Genomic DNA, 7,188 nt, shown 5'->3' on the forward strand with positions numbered 1-7,188 from the left:
TTTTTTTGAGTGGGTGCAATTATTAAATTTATAAAAGATTTTTTTAGTCTATTAACAATTAGAGACAGAGTATATTTGGTTGTTTTAATTGCATTATCAGTTGTTGTGTCTTTTGTTGAGCTTTTTAGTTTATCAATGGTAGTCCCCTTTTTAGCATTAGTGAGCAATCAACAGTTATTGCTTAATAATAAATATTTAAGTGCTATTTATAATTATTTTTCTTTTTCTTCACCTCTAATTTTTTTATTTATATTTGGTTGTTTGTTGTTATTTTTAATTATTTTTAGAGGTTTAGTAAATGTTCTTTATACTTATTTCCTTGTTAAGTTTTCACGAACACGTTATCGCACATTATCCTTTCGGTTGTTTGAGAAATATCTTGGCTTAGATTACATTGACTATAGTAAAGGGTCTTCGTCTTCTTTTATACACAACACTTTAAACGAATCTTTAAACTTTACATCCTTTTTATATGCTGCTCTTGTTTTGTTTTCTGAAGTTATGATTATTTCAATAATATATGTGTTGTTAATTTTAATTAATTGGAAAATAACTATTAGTTTATCAATAGGGATAGCTATTGTGTCATGGATTATCGCAAAAGTGGCAAATCCAATATTGAAAAATGCCGGGGTTAAGAGGAATCAATGTCAGTCAAAATTAATTAGCACGTTAAATGAAACCTTTGGGAATTATAAATATATTAAGTTAATGACAGATAAGAGTCATTTTAAAGAAAATTTCTTTCATTCTAGTTCTGGTTTTGTGAGAGCCGAAGCTATCCAAGGTTTATTTTTAGTTATACCGCGCATCATTATGGAAACTGGTGGCATTTGTCTTTTGTTGATTATCTTGTTGTATGCATTATTTTTATATAAAGATCCAGCGGTGGCAGTAACGCTACTTACTATGTATGCAATTGCTTTTTTTAGGCTACTCCCTTCAGTAAATAAGATTCTGGTAAATTGGGGTTATTTGATTTTTTTTAAAGGTTCAATAAGTAAATTAGCAATAGAGTTTAGAAGAGACTGTGAGGATTTGGGTGACAAGTTTGTTAACTTTTCTGAAAAGATTTCGCTTGATGGAGTTAGTTTTGGATATGATAAAAATCAGCAAGTTTTGAAAGATATTAAATTGGCTATACCTAAAGGAAGCAAGTTTGCGATTGTTGGCCCTAGTGGTTGTGGTAAGAGTACTCTTGTTGACATACTTACAGGGTTGTTAGTAGCCAATAAGGGGACTATAAGGATTGATGATGTTTTGCTTGATAAAACAAACATTAATTCTTGGCGTAAAAATATCGGTTATATTCCCCAAAATATTTATTTATTTGAAGGCACAGTAAAAGAAAATGTTATTTGCGGAAGAAAAGAAGATGAGCTCAAGGTTATCAATGCTTTGAAGATAGCTAAAATATATGACTTTTTATTAACTAAAGATGGTGTCGATACTATAGTAGGAGAGAATGGTATTATGTTAAGTGGTGGGCAAAAACAAAGGATAGGTATAGCGCGTGCTTTGTATGATAGTCCTAGTGTTTTGATTTTAGATGAAGCAACTTCAGCTTTGGATCAAATTACTGAAAATGATATCATACAAGAGATTTTAGGAATAGATGGAGAACTGACAATTATTATCGTTACCCATAGAGAATATTTTTTAAAAAATTGTGATTTAGTTTATAAGATGGGTGATTAATAAATTTTTAAGGAGCCAAATAATGAATAGGTTTAAAGAGTTTTACAGTGAATATGAGGATAATCATGCTGACAAATTTGATAATTATCTAGATATTTATGATGATCATTTTAAGCGATTTAAAAGTAAGAAAAATTTAGTCCTTATGGAAATAGGTGTTTTTAAAGGTGATTCTTTGAAAATGTGGAAATATTATTTTGGTGAGAAAGTTACCATTTATGGAGTAGACATTAATCCTGAATGTAAAAAATATGAGGATGAAAATATTCATATAATAATAGGATCACAATCAGACCAAAAGTTTTTGAATAAATTGAAGGAATTGGTGCCAAAGATTGATATTTTGATTGATGATGGTGGGCATACTATGCGACAACAAATAAAAACTTTTAAGATTTTATTTGATCATATAAGTGAAGAAGGCGTTTATTTGTGTGAAGACTTACATACCTCTTATTGGTTGTCTTATGGTGGTGGGCATAAGAGAACTGGTACATTTATTGAGTTTAGTAAAAATTTCATTGATAAAATAAATGCTAGATATTCACAGCAAAGAAGCTTGAAGGTTGATGCTTTCACTAGGTCAGTGAAGTCATTACATTATTATGATAGTGTATTAGTTATTGAGAAAGGGCACAATATTTCTCCAAAAAGAATTGTAGATGTAGTTAGTAATCTGGGAAGTAGTCCCAAAATAATTAAAAGGAATTTTTTGACACGCTTATTATCAGTTCTATTGAGAATGTTTAATCGGATTCTTTGTTTTTTCCATTTGCCAAGTTTTTATTACGGTCGCTAATAGTAAGGATTAAATGAAGGAAGATATCTATGTTTTTTTTCATATTGCAACTATTGGAAAGTTTTATCAAGAGATTGTTGATGAAATTTTTGAGCACATTCAGGCTTCAGGCTTAATTAATGATTGTACAAAGATATTCCTTGGTATCGTTGGTGAGGGAGATATTCGCTTATCCACTGACCCAAAGATCTCAGTAATATACAATTCTCCGAATTATTTTGACTATGAACTTAAAACCATGAGTTATTTAGATGATTTTGCAAAAAGTTATGAGGGGAAATGTAAAATATTATATATCCACACAAAAGGAGTTTCATCAGGGACTTTTATAAATGAGACTAGAATAAAAATGTTGAATTGTGTTGTGGATAATTATAAAGATTGCATTAATAAGTTAGGTAAGTATGATATGGTTGGTGCTTATTTAAGTTTTGGAAAAACACCACATTTCTCTGGCAATTTTTGGTGGGTAAACGTTAGCCATGTTAAGTCTTTAAAACCTTTTAAGGAATATTTAAAAAAGTATAATTTTTGGTATCAAATATATTTAAATAAAAGATATGCTGCTGAGTTTTGGCCACTGTCAAATAAGAATCCTCGTGCATACGGTTGTATCCAGAATATACAAACAGATAGACAATCTTTATTTTTTAGGATTAAGGATAAGACAAAAAGGTACGCATATAACTTGCTAGCATTGTTGTTCCCAAAGAGGATATTAAAAATAAAAGAAAACAAATGGAATTATAATTATTATGGCAATGCTAGACTGGATTTAATTCAATATGTGCCTAAAGATGTTGTTAATGTTCTTGAATTGGGTTGTGGAGAGGGAGATACGTTAAAAAAGATTAAGGAGATATACCCAAATGTGTCTACAACAGGAATAGAAATTTATGATAAGGCAGCAAAAATAGCATTTGGCGTTGCAGATAGGATAATTGAGGGAGATATTGAAGGAATAACCTTAGATTTAAAAGATAATAGTTCCGATGTTATTATTTGTGGTGATGTAATAGAGCATTTAAAGGACCCATGGTTGGTGTTGCAAAAGTTTTCCCAAGTTCTTTGTGATGAAGGGGTTCTTATTGCAAGCATTCCTAATGTCGGTCATCTTGGACCAGTTTTAAAAATCTTAACTAATAGATATGAACTTCAAGAAAGTGGAATATTTGATAGAACACATTTGAGGTATTATACAAAAAGAGTAATTGTTAATCTTTTTAAAGAGTCTTCTTATTCTATTGATAAGTTGATTCCAATATATAGTAATTCTTGGAAAAGCAAATTGTTAGTTATTTTAAGTTTTGGGCTATTAAAAAGATTTTTAATTTGTTCTTTTATTGTTGTTGCTAAAAAGAGTAATGTTCCTGAATTATAGTTATTATAAAGATGCTTCTACCGAGGATTATTTGAGTAAGCGGAATAGAGTTAAAGATGTTTTGTACGGATTCCAGTATGTGTTTTCATTAAATGAGGATTTTTGTGTCTGGATTATAATAAATAAAAAGATAAGGTGTTTCTTGTGAAAAAATTGTTGATTTATTGCAGTTCTAAGCTGAACAAAAACAGAACAGATTATTTATATCAATCTTATCAAATACTGTATCCTTTTTTTGATAGATATATTTTTGTTGGTAAGAATTTGAGTAATTTCAATTCATTCAATATTAGATTTATTCATACTAAAGAATTTAATGTTGTTTGTATTTATAATATGGTAAAAGAAAACGTAGATGTTTTTATTAATGGTGACACAAGGTTAACAAATATAGAAGGCATTTCTATTCCTAAATTCTTTGTTATAGCAGATACGCATTTTAATTTTTTGATGGTCAAAGATGCTATTGATTATTTAAAAAAAGAAATTTATGATGGAGTTCTAACCTATGCTAAGCCTGAACATGGGCGCTTTTTTTGGGAGAAAAATATCAAAACTTTTTTTTGGCCTTGGGTGAAGACTAATGCTTTTGTCGAGGGAGAAAAATATAGTAGAGAATTTGATGTTGTATATATTGGACATAGAGTAAGTTCGGCCAACATAAGGGCAAATAATATGTTGTTGTATGTTGAGTCAAAATGTAGAAGCAATAATATAAAGTTTCAATTTTTCCAGCATACAGGATATGAAAATTATTTGAAGATATTAAAGCAAGTAAGGATATCAATTTGTTGTACTTCTAATGGTCAATTTACGCCACAAATTTATCTTATGATGCAGTCCGGATCGTTATGCTTGTTAGATAGGCCCTCAAATTTATCTTTTATTAATAAGTTTTTTGTAGAAGGGATACATTATGTTGGGTGGTCAAGTTTTGAAGAGTTATTTCAAAAAATATTGTACTATAATGTTCATTCTGATGAGGTGGCTATAATTGCGGAAGCAGGCAAAAAAGTAGCTTCACAATGTTTTTTGTCTTATCATGAGTATAGTTTTATTGAGAAAATGAAAAAAATGTCTTTTGATAATATGATTGATAAATATGGCATAAAAAAATTAATAAATAATACAAATATTCTTGATGATGGTTTTAGATTTGAGATATATGATGTTGTACAAATACTTCATCAGTATTACGAGTCGGTTGGAGTTGTTATTGTAGGAGAAAGGTTGAAGAGTCTTGTAAATGATTTTATTGATTTGCCTAGAGTAGAAATTGTTGATTCAGTGGACAAAAGGGATGTGATGCTTTTGATTGCAGAAAGCAAGGCCGCATTTTATAGTTCAGGAATAGAAGCTGCTAGTATGGATTATTTTTTATTAACTGAGAAGAGTGCATTTGAAAGATTACGATTTTTTTGGAGTATGTTGAAGAGAATATTAATGAAGTTTTTATTGAGAGTTGACCGCTTGTGTAAGACTAATTTGCATCAATATTATCTATACCCTGCATTTGGTAAATATGAATATATCGAGGTTTTTGAATAGTGATTTTGAGGAAGATTTATAGACTAATTTTTAACATTTGTTTAGTGGTTCTTTCTTTTTTAATTAGACGAAAGACAGTAAAGGTAGTTCCTGAAACTGTAAAGCGGATATTAATAATAAATATATATTCAGGGTTTGGTGAGATGCTTATGTCTACTCCGATGATTGCAGAGACAAGGAGAATATTTAAACATTCTAAGATTGATTGTCTTGTGGGTTCTAAGTGGTCAGAAGAAGTTCTAGAGAATAATCCGAATTTGACAGCTGTATATTTAAGGACATCTGAAAATGTAAATATGCTTAGAAAAAATGAATATGATATTGTATTTTGTTTAAATACTGGGATAAAGAATATTTTTTTTGCTTGGGGTTTCAAACATAAGGTGTTGTCTGGGATAGACACAAATAGTGCAGGTTTTTTGTTGAATTACAAGTTTAAGAGAGTTCCTAGAGATAAGATTCATGAAGTTGATAGCTATTTAGGAGTTATAAGATCCATGGGTTTTTCTGTCCGAAACAATATAGGAATGGAAATATATCTAAGTGAGAGTGAAGTTAAATCTTATGAAAATAAATACGGTGATGTTGGGTCTTCATCAGACCGTATTGTCTTATTTGCAAGTTGTTCAGAAAATGTTTCTATTGACTTGCTTTCTCTCAAAAATTTAAGTTTAGATAAATATATTTCATTAGTTGAACATCTTTTGACAAAACATGAAGTATGCTTGATAGGGGGTAAGAATGATATAGCATTTGTTCGTAAAATTGAAGATGCTTTTTTTGATAAATCTAGATTAAAGAACTATTGTGGAGAATTTACCTTAAGAGAAACAGCAATTTTTTTGAAAAAAAGTAGGGTATTAATCACTAATGATTCTGGACCTATGCATCTTGCTGCTGCAGTAAAAACAAAAACAATAACTTTTTTTGGGCCAACTGATTATGAAACATTAATGCCTTTGGTAGGTGAACATATAGCAATATATGCTCATGATGAATGTCGTCCAGATGAAAAGTGGACTAAGGGTAATTGCCGACCTTGCCATCTTTCTCATTTTCCATCTACAATTATTAATTGTAAATCAAGGGATTGTATGTGTAAAATAGAGGTAGGGGACGTATTGAAAGTAATATGATAAAAAAAAATGAATCAGGTATTTATCCAGACAGTTATTATAAAAATTCTTATAATGGGAGATACAATAACTATGTGGAAGTGCCTTCAAAATTAGATTTTCCTAAGTCATTTCTGAATGTTTTTTTTGCACTTCCTGCTAATGCAAAAGTATTGGATTATGGGTGTGGTAGAGGTGGGTTTTTGAAGTCTTTACAATACTGGCGTCCAGATCTTGATTATTATGGTGTTGACGTATCTGATGTTGGTAAGTTCTTGCCTGATTTTGTTGAATATAAGAATATTTTAAAAGAAAAATGTGAATTTCTAGGTGTAGAGTTTGATTTAGTTATTTGTTCGCACGTATTAGAACATGTCCAATATCCTTTAGATATAGTAGGTGAAATTTTTGCATTATTAAAGAAAGATAGATATTGTTATGCTTTAGCCCCAGCTAATAGGTCAATTTTTGCAATAGCTATGAATTTTTGGGGAGATTATGGTCATATTAGAGCTTTTAGGAAATTTGGATTTAGGCGATTGTTCGTAGATGCAGGTTTTTTTGTAGAGAAAGTAAAAATTATTCGTAGTTTAAAGTCTTTTCTTGTGCTTCCTTATTTAATTATAAAGCCGTTGGTTACTTTTAAT

At 29.9% G+C, this 7,188-nt stretch carries 6 protein-coding genes; all 6 read left to right on the top strand.

What is annotated here, in order from left to right; all coding sequences use genetic code 11:
• Positions 1-9 precede the first annotated feature (9 nt).
• Complete coding sequence (locus PHF25_02255) at positions 10-1,698, top strand: ABC transporter ATP-binding protein (protein ID MDD4526842.1); 1,689 nt, start codon at positions 10-12, stop codon at positions 1,696-1,698.
• A 22-nt stretch (positions 1,699-1,720) separates the two neighbouring features.
• On the top strand, positions 1,721-2,497 hold the full coding sequence (locus PHF25_02260) for a class I SAM-dependent methyltransferase (protein ID MDD4526843.1): 777 nt from the start codon (positions 1,721-1,723) through the stop codon (positions 2,495-2,497).
• Positions 2,498-2,510: 13 nt separating this feature from the next.
• Positions 2,511-3,878 (top strand): class I SAM-dependent methyltransferase, encoded by a 1,368-nt coding sequence (locus tag PHF25_02265; GenBank protein ID MDD4526844.1) that lies wholly within the window; start codon positions 2,511-2,513, stop codon positions 3,876-3,878.
• A 144-nt stretch (positions 3,879-4,022) separates the two neighbouring features.
• Positions 4,023-5,426 carry a hypothetical protein gene (locus PHF25_02270; protein ID MDD4526845.1) on the top strand — a complete coding sequence of 468 codons (1,404 nt, stop codon included), beginning with the start codon at positions 4,023-4,025 and terminating at the stop codon, positions 5,424-5,426.
• A gap of 5 nt (positions 5,427-5,431) precedes the next feature.
• Entirely contained in the window at positions 5,432-6,562 is a 1,131-nt protein-coding gene (locus PHF25_02275; protein ID MDD4526846.1) for a glycosyltransferase family 9 protein, read from the top strand.
• A partial coding sequence (locus tag PHF25_02280) for a class I SAM-dependent methyltransferase (GenBank protein ID MDD4526847.1) occupies positions 6,559-7,188 on the top strand: 630 nt, incomplete at its 3' end. The genes PHF25_02275 and PHF25_02280, both read left to right, overlap by 4 nt.

This window comes from Candidatus Margulisiibacteriota bacterium, assembly GCA_028706105.1.
Lineage (GTDB): Bacteria > Margulisbacteria > Riflemargulisbacteria > GWF2-35-9 > DYQY01 > DYQY01.

Bases quoted from the DNA above. Each gene is read 5' to 3' on its own strand.
- PHF25_02260 (MDD4526843.1), top strand. From the start codon at position 1,721: ATGAATAGGTTTAAAGAGTTTTACAGTGAATATGAGGATAATCATGCT.
- PHF25_02265 (MDD4526844.1), top strand. From the start codon at position 2,511: ATGAAGGAAGATATCTATGTTTTTTTTCATATTGCAACTATTGGAAAG.